The following is a 20,710-nucleotide window of genomic DNA, read 5'->3' as shown; positions in this document are numbered from 1 at the left end:
TTAGCCCCCAAGCTTTCCAAGACTGGCGAGACTGGGCAGATCGAAGATCGAAAGATCTGTCGCCCCTGCCGGAGCCAAGGTGCGAACCCCCGCACGCAACTTGGCCGAACGAGCGCGCGGATTGGCTTCCGCTTCGGCATCGCTCGCAGAAATCATCGATTTGCCGACCGGCTCGAAAGTGGCGGGCCGCTCATTCACGATCGGCATGTGACGCGATCCGGCAGCACGACCCGAACGGTCGGCGAAGAACTTCTTGACGATGCGATCCTCCAGCGAATGGAAGGTCACGACAACGAGGCGCCCGCCCGGCTTGAGCGCGCGCTCGGCTGCAAACAATGCCTGAGCCAGCTCACCGAGCTCGTCATTGACGAAAATCCGCAGGGCCTGAAAGACCCGCGTCGCCGGATGAATCTTGTCCTTCGCCTTTCTCGGTGTCACGACCTCGATCAACCCGGCCAGATCGCGCGTCGTCACGAAAGGCGCTTCCGCGCGCCGTTTCTCGATCGCGTGAGCGATGCGCGGCGCCTGCTTTTCCTCGCCCAGAAACACGAAGATGCGAATGAGATCAGCAAGCTTGGCGCGATTGACGACATCGGCGGCCGAGACACCGCTCGCCGACATACGCATGTCAAGCGGGCCGTTCTTGCTGAAGGAAAAACCGCGCTCGGCCTCGTCAAGCTGCATGGAGGAGACGCCGATATCGAGCACGACGCCATCGAGACCGCCTTCAGGAGCGTGCTCAGCCAGCTGAGAAAACTGCGATTGAATGAGCTTGAGATGGCCGTCATGAGCAGAAACCAGCGCCTGCCCTGCAGCAATCGCTGTCGGATCGCGATCGAGCGCGATCACATTGGCGCCAGCCTTGAGGATGGCTGAGGTATAGCCGCCAGCCCCGAACGTTCCATCGAGGATGACCTTGCCAGGCGCCGGAGCCAGCGCCTCCAACACCTCGCGAAGAAGAACCGGAATGTGACGAACCGGTCCGCCACCGGCATCAGAAGAACCTCCGCCTGAATTCGCCGCCATTCCGTTTCCCCGCTTTATTCCGAGCGCCCGCCCGCCAGCCTGCGCTCCTCTCGTGCCTGCGACTGCAAGGCCAAGAAGGCCTCCGGTCGCCACAATTGAAAATGATCCGCCCGACCGACGAAGGTTACTTCGCTTGCGATCCCGGTGAAGTCGCGAATGAAATCCGTGACCATCAGCCGCCCTTCCGCATCGAGCTTCATGAAGACCCCGCCCCCGTGAATGAGGAGCGACATCTGGTTTGCCGTCGACGAAAACGGATCGTCCGCCGCAATCTGCCGCTCGAAGCGATCGAGCAGATCGAGACCACCGACGCTGATCGCCGGAAACACAAAATCCTGAAAGCAGTACAGCTCCTGGATATTGCGCTCGACCAACACAGAACGAAACGCCGCCGGCACGGAAACCCGCCCCTTGGAATCGATCCGGTTGGTCGCATTTGACAGGAAGCGGTTCATGACGCGAAACACCCGTCCCCCATGACCCGCAAACCGCTACTCGCTTACAGGCACAGCCAAAATCGGACACAGCTTCGCAAGCCGAAAGAGCCGACACCCCTTCGACACTCCCAGAACGGGAGCAATCATGGCTTTGCGATAATTGGGCTCTGATTTGCCCTTGTGCAGTGTTCTTTTGGGATACCATGGGACCATATGGGCGTCAATGGGATGAAGCCACGTCAGACGTGGCCGCAGCCTGAATATTCATAAGACGTTAAGTTTAACGAAAGGTTAGGATCGGCTTCAGGATACGTCCCGAAACGGATTGTTTTCACAGGTTAAAACCCTCGTCTATCGAGGGCTGAAAGCCTTGAAATGCAGGGCATTCGGCAGCTTCAAAAATTATTTGGCGGAAGCGTTGAACGCACCGCCCGAAGTAGCGCGATGATTTGCCAGTTGGCCTGTAAGCCGGGTTCTGTATGGCTCCGGCCAAGACCGGAACGTGGCAGCCATTCATCTGGGACGCCGCTTGCGCGACGCCTCGTGCAACCCACCCGGATGACCGGCCCGGAAACAGGCTGGAGCGCTTGCGCACTCCGTGTCATCCCTATTCGGTTTTGCTCCCGGTGGGGTTTTCCGTGCCGTCGCTGTTGCCAGAGACGCGGTGGGCTCTTACCCCACCCTTTCACCCTTACCCGATCCGGAGATCGGGCGGTTTGCTTTCTGTGGCACTTTCCCTGAGGTTGCCCCCGCCGGACGTTATCCGGCACCGTGTTTCCGTGGAGCCCGGACTTTCCTCACCCCATCGCCTTTCGGCATTGATGAAGCGCGGCTGCCCGGCCAACTGGCACAGGCTCATTAACCGAGACCGCCCGCAATTGCCACCGAAATATGCTGGTTTGTGAAGAGCGGATGTCAGTTGCGGAAATGCGCTGAGAAATCCGTGCTGTAGCCTTCGTCGTTGATTCGGCCTGTAAGCAGCAGTTCCGCCCCAAGCCGTCCGATTTCATCGGAACTCTTGGCGGCCGTACCGCAGCCACCCGTCAGAACCGCAACACGCAGCGAAGAGGTATAGCCGATCATGGGATAGCCCGTTGGCGAATAGGAGACGGCACAGGAATTGGTGAAAGCCGGTGGCCGCCTCAGGCCGGGAACGAGCCCATGGAATATCCGCACCAGATGCTCGCGAGCCTTGTCGCGGCCGGCGGTGCGGAACCAGGCACGTAGCTCCGCCTCGGTCGTGAATTGCAAATCATCGGGATCGCCACCGATCTTCATGTAATATTTGCCGTCCGGATAGCGGATCGGCGGCAGCATATAGATGCTGTCCAAATCATCAGCCGCCTTCGATATCAGCGATGGCATGCCGGAGAGGGCTTGGGCTTCCGCCTCGCTCACCTCGAAGAAAGTGATCGTGCGGCCATAAACCTTCATCTCAACAGGTCGCGGCAAGAGATTCTCGGCAATGGAGAAACCGCCGGCGGCGAGCAATATCTTTTCGGCGCTGAATGTATCGCCTTCCGCCGTCGTGACGACAGCAAGGCCACCCTCATCGCGGATCGACACCGCCGTCTGCTTGATGACACGCGCGCCTGCCTTTTCCGCCAGCAGGGATTGTGCCTTGACCAGCCGGCGCGGGCTGATATGGCCGGCCCCATGCGGTTCGAAGACCCCTTCGCTTCCCGATGCGAAGGAGAAGAAGGGGAACTTCACCTTGAGCTCGGCATCATCGAGGATATCGGTTTGCACGCCGAGCCGCCTGGCCGCTTCCACGACATCGCCGACATAAGCTATTTCACCGCCCCGCTCCGGCCCGACAACAAGGCAGCCGACCGGAGCATAGAATTGAATGCCGCTATCCCGTTCGATATCCGCATAGCGGCTGATCGAACGGTTTGCGAGACGGGCCCAGTTCGTGTCCGGATCGATCGTGCGGGTGATGCGGCCCTCGTCGTAATGACTGCCGAAAACACCCTGATGGCTGGCGCGATCTTCAGGTTCATCCGGCCCGATGACGGCAACGCCGTCCGTTTGGTTTGCCAGGTGACGGGCAGCGGCTGCCCCCATCATGCCCCGGCCAACGACGATGAACCTGAAATCCGCTGCCATGCTGTAACCCTCATCCATAGTCGCGATTTCGATAGCACGGAAAACGATTCCGCCCTATCCGAAATCCTGGCATGAATGTCAGTCCAGAAGGGCAAGCACCTTGCCGCAATAACGCTTCGAGATCGGGTTCATGCGCGTGGCGCCGTGGCCGGCATTGTATTTGAGGATGGTGTTGCAGGTCGGTCCGCCGCCAAGGTCCTGCGCCATGGCAAGATATTTCATGCCGAACTTGATGTTCGTTTCGGGATCGTAGAGACCCTTGGTGCGGCCGGTATAGCCCATCAGCTTGGCGGTCGCCGGCTTGATCTGCATCAGGCCGATTTCGCCTGCACTTCCACGAGTTTTCGGATTGAAATTGCTTTCGATCTGAATGACAGCAGTGGCGAGTTCAACTGCAACGCCGTTCTGCTTGGCATATTTGGCAATCAGTGCGGAATAGCGATTTTGCCGTGCGAAGGAGGTCTCGGCGTCGCGCAATTCGGCGGGAACATTGGGAACCGGAAAGCCGGTGGTGCGGCTGACGATCTTAAGAGGAACCGTTTTCTGCTTCGCATGGCGCTCGCCTGCAGAGGCAGAATCATATCCCGCCAGCAGCACGCCCACGCATGCCACAGCCGCAACAATCAAATTTTTCATGTAGTCTTTTGTCTCCAGGGGCGGGACCGCGGATAGCGCAAGCCATCACGTCCGGCTGGAGGCAAAAAGAGCCGCCGGAATGCACAGTCCCCATTAGTCGTCTACGGTCGCGCGACACACAAACCCAGACGGCGCGACCGCCGTTCAGCGAGCGTCGTTAGACCAATGCAATGCGGAGATAATAGGGAAAAGCTGTGGCGCAGCAGGGCGTTACGCGTTTTCGCATCTATAGCCGGCTATAAACACCGATGACAGAACGGAACGAATTCAGGAATAGCGCGGCAGCGCGGCCAGCAGGCGATGCAGCGTATCGATCGTCGAAAAATCGGCAATGCCGTCCACTCGCTCCTGCCGGAAATGGCGCTGGAAGGCTTCAACGTCGCCCTTCAGTTTTTCCGAGAATTCGCCATTTATTTCAGTGCTGTAGCCATAGAGCGAGAGCATCGACTGCAAGGCCTCGATCGGCTGACCGACATCGCCCTTCTGGAAGAAGCGACCGCCGGTGATCGAAGCCGGCTCAACCCAGTGCCCGACACCGGCCGCAGCCAGCCGCGCCCAGGGGAATTTCTCGCCCGGATCGACCTTACGCACAGGGGCAACATCGGAGTGTCCAAGCACCCGTTCAGGCGCGATTGCCCAGCGTTGGCCGCAATCGCGACACAGTTCGATCACCGCTTCGATCTGCGCATCGGGGAATTCAGGCAGTCCGCCGGGATGGCCGGCATTGGCGATCTCGATGCCGATCGACGATGAATTGATATCGGTCTCGCCATGCCACGAACTCTTGCCCGCATGCCACGCTCGGCGCTCTTCGGGAACAAGCTGCATGATCCGCCCGTCCTCGAAGACGAAATAATGGCTCGACACTTGGCTCTCCGGACGACAGAGCCAATCGAGAGCGCCCTCAGCCGTGCCCATACCAGTATAGTGCAGAAGGATGATATCAGGCCGACGTCCATCCCGCCTCTCGCCATGGTTCGGCGAAGGCTGCACATGGGCGCGAGCGAAATCGGCCTGGAATGCACTCATGCTGCGCGGCGTTCTTTCTCGATCTCGGCATAAGCCGCATTCAGAGCCGCCATGCGTTCGTTTGCGATGGCATGGAACTCTTCCGGCACCCCACGCGACACGAGGCGATCCGGATGGTTCTCGTAGACGAGGCCATGGTAGCGGCGGCGGATCGTCGGGAAATCGTCCTGGCGCGAGACGCCGAGCACCTTGTAGGGATCGCGGCCGCCAACATTCACATGGCGCGCCATGATCTGCTCGAACCGCTCTTCGCTCATATGGAAGATTTCGGCCACATGCTGAAGGAAATCCATTTCCTTCTCATGGATCAGGCCATCTGCCTTGGCGATATGGAAGAGACCGTCGAGTACATCTTCCAGCACGGGGCAATTCTTCGTGCAGGTCGCGCAAAGGGAGGACAGCCGCTCCGCATAGGCTTCGTAACCGGCCACGTCCTGGCGCGCCAGATTATAGAGACGGGCGACGTTTTTCGCCTGATCGGGCGGAAATTCGAAGATCTCGCGGAACGCGTTGACCTCGTTTTCCGTCACCACACCGTCTGCTTTCGCCATTTTGGCGGAAAGAGCGATTATGGCGACGGAAAATGCCACCTTGCGGCGCGTTTCCGGATCGCCTTCAAAGACGGTGCGAATAGCCTCGACCACCGCCGACAGGGCATTGCCGGCAGTGCTACCGATAGCATTCAGCAATTTTTCCCAGAACGACATGCCGGTCTCTATATCCTACTGAAACAGTAGAACACCTTGATCAAATAATGGTTGCCATTGCAAGCAGTCCATTCGTCGCAAGCCCGAAAACACTTTTCACAATTTGGTAATGATGCTGCAAATGCGAACTATCGTCCAATCGCCCCGCCCCGCTTTTGAAGACGAAACAAACCGCCGCTTTCTTAAATTCTTTACTTTACACCCTTGCCTGCCTGTCGCATCCATTCCACCGCAACCATTGAAATGAAGCAGCTTGTCTGCAAGGAGGATCCCATGGCCAAACAGAAAGTCGCAATGCTCACTGCCGGTGGATTGGCGCCCTGCCTTTCGTCTGCCGTTGGCGGGCTGATCCAGCGCTATAGCGATGTGGCGCCCGATCTCGACATCATCGCCTATCGTTCCGGCTATCAAGGGGTTCTGCTGGGTGACAGCATCGAGGTGACGCAGGCCATGCGCGAGCACGCCTATCTGCTGCATCGCTATGGCGGCTCGCCGATCGGCAACAGCCGCGTCAAGCTCACCAACATCGCAGACTGCGTCAAGCGCGGCCTGGTCAAGGAAGGCGAAAACCCGCTGCGCGTCGCAGCCGAGCGACTGGCGTCCGACGGTGTGACCATCCTTCACACGATCGGCGGCGACGACACCAATACGACGGCGGCCGATCTTGCTGCCTATCTTGGCGCCAACGGCTATGATCTGACCGTCGTCGGCCTGCCGAAGACTGTTGATAACGACATCGTGCCGATCCGTCAGTCCCTCGGGGCCTGGACGGCCGCCGAAGTCGGCGCTCACTTCTTCGACAATGTCAGCAACGAACAGACCGCAGCGCCGAAAACGCTCGTTATTCATGAAGTGATGGGCCGCCACTGTGGCTGGCTGACGGCGGCAACCGCGCGCGCCTATATCCAGAAGAGCAGCGCGAACGAATATGTCGAAGGCTTCATGATGAACGCCGAGATGAAGGGCATCGACGGCCTCTATCTGCCGGAAATGGCATTCGATATCGAGGTGGAAGGCGAACGCCTGCGCAATATCATGGAGAAGACCGGCCAGGTGACGCTCTTCGTATCGGAAGGTGCCGGCCTCGACGCCATCGTTGCCGAACGGGAAGCCTCCGGCGAAACCGTCAAGCGCGATGCCTTCGGCCACGTAAAGATCGACACGATCAATGTCGGCGGCTGGTTCCAGAAACAGTTCGCAGCGATCATCGGCGCCGAACGCTCCATGGTACAGAAGTCGGGCTATTTCGCACGCTCCGCCCCCGCAAACGGCGAGGACCTGCGCCTGATTCAGGGCATGGTCGACCTCGCGGTGGAAAGTGCCCTCAACAAGGTGTCCGGCGTCACGGGACATGATGAAGGTCAGGGCGGTAAGCTGCGCGTCATCGAATTCCCGCGCATCAAGGGCGGCAAGGCCTTCGATATCGCCACTCCCTGGTTCGCCGAAGTCATGGACCATATCGGGCAGAAGTATTCACAAGCCTGACCGATCGGCGATCAATCGGCTTAATCGGTGGTCAATCCGCCTGATTGGCAATCAGGCGGATTGACGGATCGCAAATCCAATGTCTTTGCTGACGGCGGAAGAGGAATAGAGGAGGATTCTATGTCCATCGAAACCTGGCTCGCTTTCGCCGCCGCATCCTGCATCATGCTGGCCATACCGGGTCCGACCATTCTTCTTGTCATATCCTATGCGCTCGGCCACGGCCGCAAGACGGCCCTGGCAACGGTGACGGGCGTGACGCTTGGCGATTTCACCGCGATGACCGCATCGCTAGCCGGTCTCGGCGCCCTCCTCGCCACTTCAGCGACACTATTCACGATTCTTAAGCTGATCGGCGCAGCCTACCTCGTTTTCCTCGGAATTAAGCTCTGGAGAGCCCCGATCGTGACGGGTCCTCTGGGCGACAATGACAATCTCCCAGAGGAAAAACCGTTAAAAATTCTCTTACACGCATATGTTGTAACGGCTCTCAACCCGAAGAGCATCGTCTTTTTCATTGCATTCGTTCCGCAATTTCTCGACATGTCGAAGCCATTTCTTCAGCAAACGCTTATTCTGGAGGCAACTTTCCTCACTTTGGCGGCGCTGAACTCACTCATTTACGTGTTCGTCGCCGACCTGGCGCGCGGCTTCATTCGCAAGGCAAGCGTGCAGCGCGCCGTTAACAGAACGGGCGGAACCCTGTTGATTGCAGCCGGCGCAGTGACCGCCGGATACCGCCGGATGGCCGCCTGAGCCGGTGCAGGGTTGCGAGGCGATCACGGATAGGTTAATGGGGATTCATAATTTTATCGATCCTGCGACCGAATTTGGCGGTCCTGTGGCCGAATTGCATCGAAATTAGGTTTGGTTTTTTCGAAAGTGACAGAATGGTAACGATCGGATTTCCCAGCCTGAAGCGCAGCGTTGCCTTATCGGCAATGATGTGCGGCGCTCTCGCCGGGTGCGCAAGCACTCAGCAGCAGCAGACGTCTCAGGCAGAACTCCCGTCGGCACACGCCAACGTGCCGCATCCGAATACGACCCTGACCGCAACTGGCGCAGCAGCACCTGCAGGCGCCGCAATGGTCGCAGCAGCACCGGGCTTCATCGGCCCGCAGCAACCGCAACAAATGGCAATGGCAAAGTCCGGCCGCTTTGTTCCGGGCACTGCAAACGTGGCAGCAGCAACGGTAAGCCAGCAGCAGATGGATGCCGCACAGGGACGCTTCGGCGCGCCTGTGGCGAACGCTGCCAATCAGGGAACCGCCGCAATTGCTGCAGCAACGGGCGCGCCCGCCGGCAGCACGTCAGCCGCAGCGGCCTATGCAGCATCCGACGTGCCGCTGGTGCCTTCCGTGGTCGCGATCCCCATGCCCAATCCGGCACGTCCCGGCGATGCTGCCCTCACGCCAGTTTCCGCCTCCGTGGCTCAGAGCGAGCCGACCATTCCGATGACATCGGATGTGGCAGCCATTCAGGTTGCCGTGCCGACGCCGCGTCCGGATTCGATGGCACAGGCAGAGGTCGCCTTCGCCACGCCCGCCCAGATGGGCATTCCGCGCTATGCGGACAACCGCATGCATTATGACTTCAATTTCGACAGCAGCGGCCCGACGGTCGTTCCTGCTGTCATGACCACCACCAACACTCCCAATTACGATTCCGATGTCCCGGCGGCGGAGAAGGGCTACGTTTCGAAGCTCATTCAGAAATACGCCAAGCTTTACGAAATTCCGGAATCCCTGATCCATCGCGTCGTTCACCGCGAAAGCCGTTACAATCCGAAAGCCTATAATCGCGCCGGATATTTCGGCCTGATGCAGATCAAGTACAATACGGCCAAGTCCATGGGCTACGAAGGCCCGCCGTCCGGTCTCCTCGACGCCGAAACCAACATCAAATACGCCGCCAAATATCTGCGCGGTGCCTGGATGACGGCGGACAGCAAGGCTCAGAACAAGGAAGCCAATGCCGTGCAGCTCTATGCCCGTGGCTATTATTACGACGCCAAGCGCAAGGGCCTGACGGACGTCGCCAACGGCAATTACTGATTTTACCAAAACCTTATGAGAAGCCGGCCTAGTTCGTGGCCGGCTTTATTATATCCATGATCCGCTTCACCAGGATTTGCGGTCGATAATACGCCCAGGTCGGCGTCAACCCCATCCGCACGACAACGAGATTGGCCGACGGGACGATTGCGATCGTTTGGCCGTCGTGACCGGTCATCCAGAAGGTATCCGCAGGCAGGCCAAATTGCGCATTGGAGCCGCCGGGGCCTGCAAGCCAGGCCTGAACCTGCGAGTAAACGCCCTCGGAAGCCTTTGTCGGCGTGCGCATGGCGCCGACAAAGCCTTCCGGCAGCAGGCGATGCCCATTCCAGACCCCATCCTGCAGCAGAAAGAGACCAAAGCGCGCCCAGTCCCGGGCATTGGCATAGAGATAGGAGCTGCCGACGAAGGTGCCGCGCTCATCGGCCTCGAAAACGGCGCTGTACATGCCGAGCGGCCCGAAAAGCGCCTCGCGCGGATAGGAGATGGCAGCGCTCAGATTGGGCAGCCGGTTCATCCAGAGGCGCGAAAGCAGCGCTGCCGTACCGCTGGAATAGCTGAAACGCTCGCCGGGCGCAGCCAACTGATGCGCGTTGGCTGCGATACTGGTCACGTCCGGATCGAGATAGAGCATGCGTGTAACGTCTGATACAGTGCCATAGGATTCGTTGAAGGCAAGGCCGCTCTCCATGGCAAGAAGATCGCTGAGCTTGATATCCTTGCGTGGGTCCACGCTCCATTGCGGCAGAAGATTCTGATCGTCGAAGGACATACGCCCGGCCAGCATGAGCCGGCCGATGATGGCGGCATTGACCGTCTTGGTCATCGACCAGCCGATCAGCGGCGTTGCCTTGCTGAAGCCATCGCCATAGGACTCGGCGACAATGCGCCCGTCCTTGACGACAACGATCGCGCGCATGGCAGGCCCGGCGAGATCCAGATTCGATACGATATCGGCGAGCTTCTTCCCGACATCGCCCTGACCGAGGTTTACCGTATCCCCATCCGGCCACTCAGCGTCGCTCTTCGGCGCCTTGACCTTGTTGAGGAAGACGGCGCTGCGGGCCGCCTGCAGATCACCGTCCGGCACCAGCGCGCAGCCGAGCGCCCCCCGATAGAGCGCACGGTTCGGCGCAAACAGTCCAAGGAAGCGGGCCGTGACCACGCCCTCGTCCCGGTCGACATAGACGCGAATGAGCTTCAATGCCGGATTGCCGGGAGCCTGCACATCCTCCTCCATCACCTTGTCCGGGTCCCGTTTGGCCACGAATGTATTGGAGCAGACGATCTTTGCCGCGTAGCCATCGCCAACCTTCAGTAATTCCGGCGGGTAAAGAGAGAGCCAGACGGCCCCGCCGGCGACAATGATCAGCAGCAGAACAACCAGAGCCGCGATCACTCTCGATATCAAACGCATATTACATACCCTCCAGAAAGGTAGGCGGAGACAATCAGGAAACGCAGCAAGATGAAAGACCTATGATGGTGTCAGGGCTCCTTAAATATGTGCAAGGATGCTTTTCCGCCGGATCTGCCAACAGTCCGCGTCATCAGACTGTAGCATTGCCGGGTTAAACGCCCTGATCTTCACAAATCGGTGACAAGACTCAGATGACGGAATTCGCCCCGGATGCCGGTCTCCAAAAGAACCGGAAACTCAAGGACGCTCTGCTGCAGCACAAGGCATTGTCCAAAGCGGGTCTCTCCGAGCGCTTGTTCGGAATGCTGTTTTCTGGCCTTGTCTATCCGCAGATCTGGGAGGATCCGGATATCGATATGGAGGCGATGGAGCTGCAGGCGCATCATCGCATCGTCACCATCGGTTCGGGCGGCTGCAACATGCTCGCCTACCTCTCGCAAAATCCCGCATCCATCGATGTCGTCGATCTCAATCGCCACCACATTGCCCTGAACAAGCTGAAGCTTGCAGCCTTCCGCCTGCTTCCCGGCCATGCGGACCTGGTGCGCTTCTTCGGAACGCCCGGCATTGCGGCCAATAGCCAGGCCTACGATAAGTTCATCGCGCCTCGCCTCGACGCGGCAACGGCGGACTACTGGAATGGTCGCGATCTCTATGGCCGCCGCCGCATCACGGTCTTCAATCGCAATATCTACAAGACCGGTCTTCTCGGCCGGTTCATTGGCGCCGCCCATATACTGGCACGCCTGCACGGCGTCCGCCTCGACAAGATGACGGAAGCCCGCACGATGCGCGAGCAGCGTCAGTTCTTTGAAGAGGAGATCGCTCCGATCTTTGACAAGCGAGCGGTCCGCTGGCTGCTCGGCCGCAAGAGCTCGCTCTTCGGCCTCGGCATCCCGCCACAGCAATATGACGAACTTGCAAGCCTGGCCGGTGACGATTCCATTTCCGCCGTGCTGAAACACCGCCTGGAAAAGCTAGCCTGTCACTTCCCGATGCGTGACAACTACTTCGCCTGGCAGGCATTCTCGCGACGCTACGCTGCCCAGCACCAAGGCCCCCTGCCCACCTATCTCAAGCCGGAGCACTATGCGGCGATTCGCGCCAATGCCGATCGTGTGAGCGTCCATCACGCCAATTTCACCGAGCTTCTCGCTTCGAAGCCGGCAGCCTCGCGCGATCGCTATGTCCTGCTCGATGCGCAGGACTGGATGACCGATGAGCAGCTCAATGGCCTCTGGGCGGAGATTACCCGCACGGCGCGCGAAGACGCCCGCGTCATCTTCCGCACCGCCGCCGAAAAGAGCATCATTGAGGGCCGCCTCTCTCCAGCGATCCGCGATCAGTGGGTCTATTTCGAAGAACGCTCACAGGAACTCAACACCCGTGACCGTTCGGCCATCTACGGCGGCTTCCATATCTACGGAAAAAAAGCGTGAGCCAGGCGGATACAGGCATAGAAACCAGCGCGAACAACCACGCCAAGCTGATGGACGGCATGTACCGCTATCAGCGTCACATCTATGATCTGACCCGCAAATATTACCTGTTCGGCCGCGATCGGACCATCGAACAGCTGAATGTGCCCGTCGGTGGCTCCCTCCTGGAAGTGGGCTGCGGCACAGGCCGCAATATGCTGCTCGCCTATCGGCGCTTCCCGTCCGCTCACCTCTATGGCCTCGATATCTCGCAGGAAATGCTGATCTCGGCACGCAGTAACTTCCGTGGCCTGAAACAGATGCCGGATTTTCGCGTCGCCGACGCTACAGCCTTTTCACCCGCCGATTTCGGCACCGATGGCTTCGACCGTGTGATGATCTCCTACGCGCTCTCGATGATCCCCGACTGGACAAGGGCTATCGACGCGTCGCTCGACGCAGTCGCGCAGGGCGGCGAGCTTCACATCGTCGATTTCGGCCAGCAGGAGGGATTGCCGGGCTGGTTCCGCGCCATGCTCAAAGGCTGGCTGAAGAAATTCCACGTCACTCCGCGCGCCGATCTTCTGACGGTGCTCGAAGAGAAGGCTGCAGCGCGAGGCATGTCGGTGAAAACCGAAAGAATCGGCCGCGGTTACGCCTGGCGAGCCGTGGCGGCACGGCACGCCGCCTAAGTGCCGATGGATTCCAGCGCAAAATCCGGCCTCGTAAGACACCAAGCATAAGAATTTGCTTGAAGATAACGCATTTTTTACGTTGATATGGTGAATAAAGTGGCAAGACCAGCTGGCAACGGTATGGTCTGCCGCTCTTTCGGATTCTCGGGGACCATATTACGGAAGCCAAGTCTTGGGGCAGCAAGATCACTCGCGCCATAACAGGATATCTATGCGCCGGCTTCTGGCATGCCTACTGCCGCTCGCTCTTGCCTTGACCGGCTGCACGACGGGCTACGACGCCCTGTCGACGGCGGCTCTCCCCAAGACCAGGTTCGCCGATACGAAGCCACAGGATTTCGGCCGCGATCACCCGCAGCGCCATCCCATCCATGGCATCGATATTTCCAAGTGGCAGGGCGATATCGATTGGAAAGCGGTTAAGGGCTCCGGTGTCGCCTTCGTCTTCATCAAGGCGACGGAGGGCAAGGACCGGATCGACCCTCGCTTCACCGAATATTGGAATGAAGCGAGCGCCGCGGGACTTCTGCATGCACCCTATCATTTCTTCTATTTCTGCTCGACGGCCGATGAGCAGGCCGATTGGTTCATCCGCAACGTGCCGAAGGATGCCATGGCGCTTCCGCCCGTCGTCGACGTCGAATGGAATCCTGGCTCCCCCACCTGCAAGACCAGACCAGCTCCCGAGACGGTACGTAGCGAGATCAAGCGCTTTATGGATCGCCTGCAGGCCTATTACGGCAAGCGCCCGATCATCTATACTTCGGTCGACTTCCATCGTGAAAATCTAGTCGGCTATTTCCAGGACTATCATTTCTGGGTCCGATCCGTCGCCAAGCATCCGAAAGAGACTTACGCAGGTCGCAACTGGGCTTTCTGGCAATACACATCTACGGGGGTCATTCCGGGGATCAAAGGCCCGACAGACATCAATGTTTTCGGCGGTTCTGAGCAGAACTGGCAAAACTGGGTGGCCGCAGTAGAGAAGCAGGGAAATTCTTAATACTGAGCCCATTTCACTCTTGCTTATGTCACAATCTTCTGTGAAAGCGACCCTATTCTATCACTAGGAAGGATCGCTCATGGATCGTCACACCATTCGACGCGGCGCTCTCGCGTTGCTCTTCGCCTCAGCCATGACCGGTACGGCATTGGCTCAAAGCGCGGCTCCTGCAACAGTGCCGCCCGCGAGTAGCGATGCCACTCCAAAAGTAGCCTGCGGCGGCGATCTCACGACATTTCTGGCCGGCGTAAAGGCCGAAGCGATTGCGGATGGCGCGGATGCTGCAGCCGCCGACAAGACGCTCGCCGGCGCCCAGATCGACCAGAAGGTTCTTGCAATGGACCGCAGCCAGGGCGTCTTCCGTCAAACCTTCCTCGAATTCTCCCAGCGCACCGTCAGCCAGGGTCGCCTCGACATCGGCCGCCAGAAGATGAAGCAATATGCCGACGTCTTCGCCAAGGCCGAACAGGACTATGGCGTGCCTCCCGGCGTCATCACCGCCTTCTGGGCGATGGAAACCGATTTCGGCGCCGTCCAGGGCAATTTCAACACCCGCAACGCGCTGGTCACTCTCTCGCATGATTGCCGCCGGCCGGACTTCTTCCGCCCGCGCCTGATCGCGCTGATCGAGCTCGTCCAGCGCGGCGATGTCGACCCGGCAACGACGACGGGTGCGTGGGCCGGCGAAATCGGCCAGACACAAATGCTGCCGCCCGATATCATCGCTTATGGCACGGATGGCGATGGCGACGGCCATGTCAACCTCAAGACCAGCGCACCTGACGTCATTCTGACGACAGCGCGATTCCTCCAGCATCTCGGCTTCCAGCGCGGTCAGCCCTGGCTGCAGGAGGTGACGGTTCCGGACAATCTTCCCTGGGAAAAATCCGGCATCGGCGGCCCGCTGACCGCGGGCGATTGGTTCAAGCTCGGCGTCACCCCCCGCGACGGCAATACGAGCTTCGGCTCCCTGCCGGCTGCTCTCATCCTGCCACAGGGTCGCAAGGGGCCTGCCTTCCTGACCTATCCGAACTACAATACCTATCTCGGCTGGAACCAGTCGTTTATCTACACGACCTCGGCCGCCTATTTCGCGACGCGCTTTGCCGGCGCCCCGCCCTATAACAAGGGCAATCCCGAGCCGGGCCTGAACGATGTAGACATGAAGGCGCTTCAGACTAAGCTCGTGGCCCGCGGCTACGACGTCGGCAAGATTGATGGCATCCTCGGCTCCGGCACGCGTGTCGCGATCCAGAAGGAACAGTTCCGCCTGGGTATGCCGGCCGATGGCTGGGCAACGACAGCACTGCTCAACGCACTCTGATTTCCTCCATATATCGATCGAAAAAGGCGGCTCCAGGCCGCCTTTTTTGTATCTGCTCCCCTCACGCCCATGAGCAAAATAGCAAGAAACGGGTGGAGAACCCGCACTCTTCCGGTTTAGATGCATCGAAAGAGGAGAATGCCATGAACGGCCAACATCGAATGAACGCCTCGACCTGGGGCCTGCTGCTATTGCTCGGATTGATCTGGGGTGGTTCGTTCTTCTTCGCTCGTATCGCCGTTCATCATGTGCCGCCCTTCACGCTCGTCTTTCTGCGCCTTTCGCTGGCAGCCGTGGCATTGCATCTCTATCTGGCTGGTCGCCTCAACATCTATCAGTCCCTGCGCCGCTATTGGCCGCAATTTTTGCTGCTGGGCTTAATCAACAATGCGATACCGCATACGCTGATCTTCTGCGGCCAGACGCAAATGGGTGCCGGGCTCGCATCCATCATGAACGCGACGACGCCGATGTGGACCGTGTTGATCGGCAATCAACTGACAACGGATGAGCGCCTGACATCGGCCAAGCTAGTCGGCTGCCTCACCGGCCTTCTCGGAACGATCGTGTTGCTCGGACCGAGCGTTACCAGCGGCGGCTCGGTACCCTTCTGGGCACTCATATTGCCGATCTTGGCAGCAATCTCCTACGGATTCGCAGCGATTTATGCCAAACGCTTCAAGGGCATCGCGCCGCCGGTTGTGGCAGCGGGCCAGTTGACAGGTTCCTCGCTCATCATGCTGCCGGTTGCGCTGATGATCGACCAGCCTTGGGCGCTCGCCACCCCGCCGATGACGGCAATTGCAGCCATTCTCGGCCTGGCGCTGCTGTCGACTGCTTTCGCCTACATCCTCTATTTTCGCATCATCGAACTTGCAGGCGCCACCAACACCTCCCTCGTCACTCTGCTCGTGCCGCCGAGCGCGTTATTGCTCGGCTTCCTCTTTCTCGGCGAGCGAATGGGGCCGACCGAAATCGCTGGCATGCTGCTCATCGCCGCAGGTCTGCTCGTCCTCGATGGGCGGCTTTTCATGTGGATGAAACGCGGCGTCAAAACGCGGGAAATATGATCTCCTGCTCCATTCAGATGGTCCGCAGTCACAACATATTAATATTTATTCACAGCCCGTCATCGAGCCAGCAATCGACATTTATGACGCAATATCAAAATGTTGCCGAAAGCTCGTGAATCACACCGCGAATTCGATACCGCGTCGCAGCATCGAATGTTCTTTCCAAGCAACACATTTTCGACATAAAATTTAACGGCTGACTGAGGAGGAAGACATGGGATTAACGCGATCCATCAACGTCCTAGTGGTCGGTGCGGCCTTCGCTTTCGTCGTGACGATGCTCTTCATCTGACGGCTTCGGCGAAATACGCAAACGACCAAACTCCGAAAAGCTAACAAAACCTCTGTTTCATTAGAAAAGCGCATGCCCCGCCGGACATGCGCTTTTTCATGAGTTCGCGCGACGTACTTTAGGCGGCCGCCCCGGCCCGCGCATCCACCTTGCGCTCAAGGCCCAGCCGTTCAAGCACGGCGGAAACCAGTGCCGAACGGTTCATTGTATAAAGATGAAACTCGTGAATACCACGGCGCACCAGATCCTGGATCTGCTCGGCGGCGACATCAGCTGCGACCTTGGCGCGCTCCTCGACATCCTCGTCCAAACCATCAAAACGCTCGTCCAGCCAGGTCGGAATATTCGTGCCGCAGGCGCCGGCGAAGCGCTTGAGTTGCGTCAGGTTCTGGATCGGCATGATGCCCGGCACAACGGGAATCTTGATGCCGGCGGCGCGAACGCGATCGTGATAACGCTCGAAGGCATCATTATCGAAGAAGAACTGCGTCAGGGCCCGGTCGGCACCATTGTCCGCCTTGCGCTTCAGCATATCGATATCGGCTGCCGTATCGCGGCTTTCCGGATGCTTTTCAGGATAGGCAGAGACGGAAATATCAAAATCGCCGCGCTCGCGCAAAGCCTGCACCAGTTCCGCAGCATTGGCATAGCCGCCCGGATGAGGCTGATAGGCCGCGCCGACACCACCCGGCGGATCGCCGCGCAGCGCGACGAAACGGCGAACGCCGGTAGCCAGAAACTCGTCGATCACCCGATGCGTGTCCTCACGCGTGGCACCGACGCAGGTCAGATGCGATGCGGTCGTGAACGGCGTCTCATGGATCATCTTACGCACGGCAGAAAGCGTCGGCGCTTTGGTCGAACCGCCTGCCCCATACGTAACCGAAACAAACTCAACGTCCCAATCGCTGAGCTCCTCGACGGTGTTCCACAGCTGCTGCTCGGCCTCCTCCGACTTCGGAGGAAAGAACTCAAAGGAGATGCGGATACCCGCGTTATGGCTTTCTGAGCTCGAAGACATATCATACTCTCCCGGCAAAGATGGGGGATGACTGGTGGCCCTGGTCGGACGCAATCAGCAACCGCGGGTCGCGCGCCAGCCAGATGGTCACGGTCAGCGCTTGACCGCCTTCCCTCCCCGAATGAAGATCCTGCACGCGCTCCACATCCAGCCCCGCCAGTTTCAGCCAATCCGACATGGTCTGATGCGAGAAGCCGAGACGCAGATGCGCATGCTCGTCACGCAGATATTCAAGCCCGTGCGGCGCGAGGTCGATGATGACAAGCCGGCCGCCGGGCCGCAGCATTCGCGCCGCCTCATTAATGGCAACCTCCGGCTGATCAAGGAAGTGCAGCACCTGATGGATGGTAATGAGATCGAAATCCTGCTGCTCGAGCGGCAGGTTGAAAATATCGCCATGCCGCACCGAGGCGGCGGTGATATTGGCCCGGTCGAGATTGGCGCGGGCAACGGCCAGCATGTCCCGGCTGGCATCGATGCCGACGGCGCGGCGATAGTGGCCGGCCAGGAGCTGCAGCATCCGGCCCGTACCCGTGCCGAGATCGAGGAAGGAGTCGATCGGCTGCGGACCGATGAGATCGATCAGCGCCTTGTCGACATCCTCGTCGGCGACATGGAGGCGACGCAACTCATCCCACTCGGCGGCATTCCGGCTGAAATAGGCCTGGGCGCGCTCGGCGCGAACACGCTTTACGGAGGCGAGACGTTCCCCGTCACGCAGCAGCACCGTATCCTTTTCGGCGGTATGGCGCAGCAGGCTGCGGGCCAGCGTCACGGCCTTGCCCTCCTGCTTCAGCCGGAAGTAAGCCCAGGCGCCTTCCTGATAACGATCAATCAGACCGGCTTCACCGAGCAGCTTCAAATGCCGGGAAATGCGCGGCTGCGACTGGCCAAGTATTTCGGTAAGATCAGTCACCGTGAGATCGCCGGCAGCGAGAAGCGCCAGAAGACGCAGCCTAGTCGGCTCGCCGACCGCCTTCAGCACGTCTACTACGTCATCCAAGCCGAGTTTAACCAGATCCGTCATTTCGCACCCAATCAAGATATAAAGATATCTTTATGTGATTTGAATGAACTCTGCAAGGGCTAATCACCGAAGACGCCGGCCGGGCGTCGGAAATCTGTTAGTTTTTGTCGGCTGGGGAATATCTGCGCCCTATCCCAAGGCAAAGAAAAACCCCGGACGTGCCGGGGTTCCCCATGACGGAAAGACAGCAAACTTATCGTGTCAGGCGCTTGTGTGCTTGGCTGCCCGGATTGAGAGCATCGGGACCGAGGCGGCGGACCTTGTCCTGTTCGTAATCTTCGAAATTGCCTTCGAACCATTCGACATGGCCGTCACCTTCAAAGGCTAGGATATGCGTGGCCAGGCGGTCGAGGAACATGCGATCGTGGCTGATGATGATCGCGCAGCCGGCGAAGTTTTCGAGCGCGCTTTCCAGCGCCCCCAGCGTTTCCGTATCGAGGTCGTTGGTCGGTTCGTCGAGCAGAAGCACGTTGCCGCCGGACTTCAGCATCTTGGCCAGGTGCACGCGGTTGCGCTGGCCGCCAGAGAGACTGCCGACCTTCTGCTGCTGGTCGCCGCCCTTGAAGTTAAAGGCGCCGCAATAGGCGCGCGAGTTCATGTCGAACTTGCCGAGCTTGATGATTTCGGCGCCGCCGGAGATTTCCTCCCATACCGTCTTATTGCCATCAAGCGCGTCGCGGCTCTGGTCGACATAGCTGAGATGCACCGTCTCGCCGATGCGGATCGAGCCGGAATCCGGCTTTTCCTGGCCGGTGATCATCTTGAACAGGGTCGTCTTGCCGGCGCCGTTCGGGCCGATGATGCCGACGATGCCGCCGGGCGGCAGCTTGATCGACAGATCGTTGATCAGCGTACGGCCTTCGAAGCCCTTGGTGATGCCCTCCATCTCGATCACCACCTGGCCGAGACGCTCGCTGACCGGAATGATGATCTGCGCATCACCGGGACGCTGATTTTCAGCAGCATCGACCAGCTGTTCGTAAGCGTTGATACGCGCCTTGGACTTGGCCTGACGGGCCTTGGGGCTGGAGGCGATCCATTCCTGTTCGCGGCTGATCGCCTTCTGGCGGCCAGCTTCTTCGCGGGCTTCCTGCAGCATGCGCTTGGCCTTGGCCTGCAGATAGGCGGAGTAGTTGCCTTCGTATGGAATGCCGCGGCCGCGGTCGAGTTCGAGAATCCAGCCGGTAACATTGTCGAGGAAGTAGCGGTCGTGGGTGATCATCATCACTGCACCCGGATAGTCGCGCAGGTGCTTTTCCAGCCAGGCAATGGTCTCAGCGTCGAGATGGTTGGTCGGTTCGTCGAGCAGCAGCAGGTCCGGCTGCGAGAGAAGCAGGCGGCAAAGTGCGATACGGCGGCGCTCACCGCCGGAAAGGCTGGTGACTTCGGCATCGCGCGGCGGGCAGCGCAATGCGTCCATCGCCATTTCCACCTGGCTTTCCAGATCCCAGAGGTTCTGGCTGTCGATGATGTCCTGGAGCTTAGCGCCCTCTTCCGCCGTCTCGTCGGAATAGTTCATCATCAATTCGTTGTAGCGATTGAGGATTTCGGTTTTCTTGGCAACGCCTTCCATGACGTTTTCGAAAACCGTCTTGTTGGGATCGAGCTGCGGCTCCTGCGGCAGATAGCCGATGGTGGCGCCTTCCGCGAGCCAGGCTTCGCCGGTATATTCCTTGTCGAGGCCGGCCATGATGCGTAGCACGGTCGACTTACCTGCACCGTTCGGACCGAGAATACCGATCTTGGCATCGGGGTAGAAGGAGAGATGGATATTCTCGAGAATTTTCTTGGCGCCATAGGACTTATTCAGACCGGCCATATGATAAATGAACTGACGTGCCATAGCTTGGGTTGCTCCACGGACGAATAGCGTTGCGAGTTGTGCCGCTATGTAGGGGAAACCCTGCCCTCGGGCAACGGCGAAACCTCGTCCGAGGGCATTATCCGCGTCAGA

The 20,710-nt window shown here is 59.2% G+C and carries 18 protein-coding genes and 1 other RNA gene; 8 read left to right on the top strand and 11 right to left on the bottom strand.

Features of this window, described 5'->3' with window-relative positions; genetic code table 11:
• The 7 genes from rsmH to GDN47_RS04220 form a co-directional block, all read right to left on the bottom strand.
• Complete coding sequence (gene rsmH / locus GDN47_RS04250) at positions 1-1,026, bottom strand: 16S rRNA (cytosine(1402)-N(4))-methyltransferase RsmH (protein ID WP_113351959.1); 1,026 nt, start codon at positions 1,024-1,026, stop codon at positions 1-3.
• 14 nt (positions 1,027-1,040) lie between these two features.
• Complete coding sequence (gene mraZ / locus GDN47_RS04245) at positions 1,041-1,481, bottom strand: division/cell wall cluster transcriptional repressor MraZ (RefSeq protein ID WP_233789754.1); 441 nt, start codon at positions 1,479-1,481, stop codon at positions 1,041-1,043.
• Positions 1,482-1,911: 430 nt separating this feature from the next.
• Positions 1,912-2,311: RNase P RNA component class A (gene rnpB, locus GDN47_RS04240), an RNA gene on the bottom strand.
• Between the two features lie 67 nt (positions 2,312-2,378).
• Positions 2,379-3,572, bottom strand: coding sequence for an NAD(P)/FAD-dependent oxidoreductase (locus GDN47_RS04235; RefSeq protein ID WP_113352052.1), 1,194 nt, complete (start codon positions 3,570-3,572; stop codon positions 2,379-2,381).
• Positions 3,573-3,650: 78 nt separating this feature from the next.
• Entirely contained in the window at positions 3,651-4,208 is a 558-nt protein-coding gene (locus tag GDN47_RS04230; protein ID WP_069612544.1) for a lytic transglycosylase domain-containing protein, read from the bottom strand.
• A gap of 267 nt (positions 4,209-4,475) precedes the next feature.
• Complete coding sequence (locus GDN47_RS04225) at positions 4,476-5,237, bottom strand: N-acetylmuramoyl-L-alanine amidase (protein ID WP_113351957.1); 762 nt, start codon at positions 5,235-5,237, stop codon at positions 4,476-4,478.
• Positions 5,234-5,944: a J domain-containing protein gene (locus GDN47_RS04220; protein ID WP_113332898.1), complete on the bottom strand. Its 711-nt coding sequence runs from the start codon at positions 5,942-5,944 to the stop codon at positions 5,234-5,236. The genes GDN47_RS04225 and GDN47_RS04220 overlap by 4 nt, the downstream gene beginning before the upstream one ends.
• Positions 5,945-6,217: 273 nt before the next feature.
• Between GDN47_RS04220 and GDN47_RS04215 the strand changes: the two genes are divergently transcribed.
• The 3 genes from GDN47_RS04215 (at position 6,218) to GDN47_RS04205 (ending at position 9,483) form a co-directional block, all read left to right on the top strand.
• Entirely contained in the window at positions 6,218-7,429 is a 1,212-nt protein-coding gene (locus GDN47_RS04215; protein WP_152092646.1) for a pyrophosphate--fructose-6-phosphate 1-phosphotransferase, read from the top strand.
• 120 nt (positions 7,430-7,549) lie between these two features.
• The gene (locus GDN47_RS04210) at positions 7,550-8,185 is read left to right on the top strand and encodes a LysE family translocator (protein WP_069612548.1); all 636 of its coding nucleotides are present in this window, start codon (positions 7,550-7,552) and stop codon (positions 8,183-8,185) included.
• Between the two features lie 134 nt (positions 8,186-8,319).
• Positions 8,320-9,483 (top strand): lytic transglycosylase domain-containing protein, encoded by a 1,164-nt coding sequence (locus GDN47_RS04205; RefSeq protein WP_113351956.1) that lies wholly within the window; start codon positions 8,320-8,322, stop codon positions 9,481-9,483.
• A 28-nt stretch (positions 9,484-9,511) separates the two neighbouring features.
• On the opposite strand, the gene GDN47_RS04200 is transcribed toward GDN47_RS04205, so the two are convergent.
• Positions 9,512-10,900, bottom strand: coding sequence for a serine hydrolase domain-containing protein (locus GDN47_RS04200; RefSeq protein WP_113351955.1), 1,389 nt, complete (start codon positions 10,898-10,900; stop codon positions 9,512-9,514).
• A gap of 194 nt (positions 10,901-11,094) precedes the next feature.
• Here GDN47_RS04200 and GDN47_RS04195 point away from each other — a divergent pair, with 194 nt between their 5' ends.
• The 5 genes from GDN47_RS04195 to GDN47_RS04175 all read left to right on the top strand — a co-directional run bounded on the left by GDN47_RS04195 (position 11,095) and on the right by GDN47_RS04175 (position 16,413).
• Positions 11,095-12,342, top strand: coding sequence for a BtaA family protein (locus GDN47_RS04195; RefSeq protein ID WP_113351954.1), 1,248 nt, complete (start codon positions 11,095-11,097; stop codon positions 12,340-12,342).
• Positions 12,339-13,013 (top strand): class I SAM-dependent methyltransferase, encoded by a 675-nt coding sequence (locus tag GDN47_RS04190; RefSeq protein WP_113351953.1) that lies wholly within the window; start codon positions 12,339-12,341, stop codon positions 13,011-13,013. Before GDN47_RS04195 ends, GDN47_RS04190 begins: the two co-directional genes overlap by 4 nt.
• Before the next feature lie 214 nt (positions 13,014-13,227).
• The gene (locus GDN47_RS04185) at positions 13,228-14,019 is read left to right on the top strand and encodes a glycoside hydrolase family 25 protein (protein WP_113230490.1); all 792 of its coding nucleotides are present in this window, start codon (positions 13,228-13,230) and stop codon (positions 14,017-14,019) included.
• Positions 14,020-14,098: 79 nt separating this feature from the next.
• Positions 14,099-15,343, top strand: coding sequence for a lytic murein transglycosylase (locus GDN47_RS04180; RefSeq protein ID WP_069612552.1), 1,245 nt, complete (start codon positions 14,099-14,101; stop codon positions 15,341-15,343).
• A gap of 143 nt (positions 15,344-15,486) precedes the next feature.
• On the top strand, positions 15,487-16,413 hold the full coding sequence (locus GDN47_RS04175; protein ID WP_113351952.1) for a DMT family transporter: 927 nt from the start codon (positions 15,487-15,489) through the stop codon (positions 16,411-16,413).
• A 413-nt stretch (positions 16,414-16,826) separates the two neighbouring features.
• Here the strand turns inward: GDN47_RS04175 and metF are convergent, their stop codons facing one another.
• The 3 genes from metF to ettA all read right to left on the bottom strand — a co-directional run bounded on the left by metF (position 16,827) and on the right by ettA (position 20,599).
• Positions 16,827-17,729 (bottom strand): methylenetetrahydrofolate reductase [NAD(P)H], encoded by a 903-nt coding sequence (gene metF, locus GDN47_RS04170; protein ID WP_113351951.1) that lies wholly within the window; start codon positions 17,727-17,729, stop codon positions 16,827-16,829.
• A gap of 1 nt (position 17,730) precedes the next feature.
• Positions 17,731-18,756, bottom strand: coding sequence for an ArsR/SmtB family transcription factor (locus tag GDN47_RS04165; protein WP_113351950.1), 1,026 nt, complete (start codon positions 18,754-18,756; stop codon positions 17,731-17,733).
• A gap of 193 nt (positions 18,757-18,949) precedes the next feature.
• Complete coding sequence (gene ettA / locus GDN47_RS04160; RefSeq protein WP_069612556.1) at positions 18,950-20,599, bottom strand: energy-dependent translational throttle protein EttA; 1,650 nt, start codon at positions 20,597-20,599, stop codon at positions 18,950-18,952.
• Positions 20,600-20,710 lie beyond the last annotated feature (111 nt).

Origin of the sequence: Martinezella dioscoreae (assembly GCF_009176305.1) — a bacterium.
Classification (GTDB): Bacteria; Pseudomonadota; Alphaproteobacteria; order Rhizobiales; family Rhizobiaceae; genus Rhizobium; species Rhizobium dioscoreae.
This window is presented reverse-complemented; position numbering and strand designations above follow the sequence as displayed.